This window comes from Moorena sp. SIO3H5, assembly GCF_010692395.1.
GTDB lineage: Bacteria > Cyanobacteriota > Cyanobacteriia > Cyanobacteriales > Coleofasciculaceae > Moorena.
In genome coordinates, this window is record NZ_JAAHHS010000692.1 from 1 (window position 1) to 2161 (window position 2161).

Annotated in this window: 2 protein-coding genes; one reads left to right on the top strand and one right to left on the bottom strand. The window is 44.1% G+C overall.

Annotation, left to right across the window (positions count from 1 at the left end; all coding sequences use genetic code 11):
• Positions 1-357: 357 nt before the first annotated feature.
• Positions 358-921 carry a 3'-5' exoribonuclease gene (locus F6K52_RS35585; protein ID WP_293089805.1) on the top strand — a complete coding sequence of 188 codons (564 nt, stop codon included), beginning with the start codon at positions 358-360 and terminating at the stop codon, positions 919-921.
• A gap of 66 nt (positions 922-987) precedes the next feature.
• Here F6K52_RS35585 and F6K52_RS35590 read toward each other — a convergent pair.
• Positions 988-2161, bottom strand: a 1174-nt coding sequence (locus tag F6K52_RS35590) for a hypothetical protein (RefSeq protein WP_293089807.1), incomplete at its 5' end; no start/stop codon positions are given.

Sequence of the window (2161 nt, forward strand, 5' to 3'; positions counted from 1 at the left end):
ACGCATCCCTAGGTAGGAACATTAACACTTAGAAATAACATAGTTCTCAGGAACTTAGACTGGTCAACTATAAGCTTCTTACAAGCTCCCGTCATAATCCAAAGGATTTGACGGTGAGTTATTGACTCTTCCAGTCAGAAGTCAACAGTAGGCTGCACTTAACATTAACCTAAGGTGACAGCAGATAACGAGAAGAATTATTGCAGGTTAGCAACACTCCATCAGTGTTCGAAGTTTTCAAGGTTCAAGACTGCTGATTGAATCATTAGTATGCATTACTACCAATTTTTTTTCCTAAATTTTCTTAGATGTTAAAGTCATAACAATATCCTGTTAATATTTGATATAGGCAAACAAATGACAATCGAAATCTACGTCAGCACGGATATTGAAACCGATGGTCCTATCCCTGGACCTCACTCCATGGTCAGCATTGGCTCAGCAGCTTATACGGCAGACAAAGAATTAATCGCCACCTTTACAGCTAACCTAGAACCGTTGCCGGGGGCACAAGGTCATCCCAACACCATGAGATGGTGGTCAGAAAACCCTGAAGCTTGGGAAGCCTCACGAGTCAACCCCAAGCCCCCGGCACAGGTGATGCAGGCATATCACGCTTGGCTACAAGCATTACCCGGTAAACCGGTCTTTGTTGCCTATCCAGCCACCTTCGATTTTATGTTTGTCTATTGGTATTTGATCAACTTTGTGGGGGATAGTCCCTTTAAGCATTCGGCACTAGACATCCGCTCCTATGCCATGGCATTCCTAAAACGAAACTATAGCGACTCAGGTAAGAAAAACCTACCGCCTGAGTGGTTAGAAGAGATGCCCTTGACCCATGTTGCTCTTGATGATGCCATTCAACAAGGTAAGTTGTTTTGCAATCTGTTACAAAATAACTTACAACGTGAACATTGATTTAGGTGGCTTGCTAGGTCAAGGGATAGGGGCAGCGACCGTCAGTCAGTATAGCGAAGGTCAGGGTCAAGTATTGAGACCCTCAATATAAGCCTTAATTGCAGGTAGTGCTGTCATCTTTTCGTAGAAGAAATTGTTGACAATATTCATGATTTCTGATTGAATTATTTTTACCTGGGGACCAAGGGGAACCCCCTCCTCTTGACGACTGATACAGCGGGATAGACGCAGGAGAGGACGTACAATCTCCAACTCCTCTTCCCCTTCCAAAACCTTGATAACTGCCAGAATCAATTCATCAGTCTGATCGAGAATATGGTCGATATCAAAAGAACTATTTTTTTCTGTGGCTTCTTGAACAGTTCCTACTAAAGCGTGGACTTGATAAAGTAATGCCGCCGGTTCGTCAAACAGTTCCCGGAGAAAAGCAGCTTCCTCATACTGTCCATTCAGCCGGAATATATTGTACATGCGTTTGGCAGCTTTGCCATAGTTAAGATGACCTTCCTTAACATATTTTTTAACTTGCTTTTGCAACGCCGTCACGTAATCATCCATGACATCACTAGAGGCATGCTTCACCAGTTTCTCAAAGATGGGAGCAGATTGGGCATCTAGGTAAATTTCTTGGAAATAGCCGTCGAGATAGCCATCTAAGGGAGTTATTGTACCATCAGGAGCTTCCCAGGTGACATCCACCACGTTGCTAGCGTTGGCTAATTGACGACGTACTGGATCTGCAATTACCCACTCCAGCTTACACCAACCGGAATAATCCTTAGCTAACGAATCCCAAGTGATGATAAGAGGGTTCCCTTCAGAGTCCTTCAGTTCAATCTTTCCAGCCACAACCTCATCAGGAGACCAGGTGATCGGTGAGCCTTTGCGACGCAAGCGTTCATTACAGATTACGTCTTGGGGATAGCCACCAAATTTCACATCAACTAATTGAAAATTCGGTCCTGAGATACTACTGATTATTTTCTCACGCATGATTTGCACAAGAATTTCACAGGCTTCAAGCCGTGTAGGGGCAATAATATTAACTCGCTCGAAGTAGTCACAGTCCCCAGGGTGAATTTGAACCTTAGATTGAGCTGCTGAACCAGAGAGAGCCAACGCAGTTTCTACTTTACCAGGAACATCCTCAAATTCGACAATTTTGCCGATGGCGCGAAAATACTCCAGGTCTTTTGGATCGAAATCCAACATGCTGACTTTGTGACCGAAAACCCCTGTC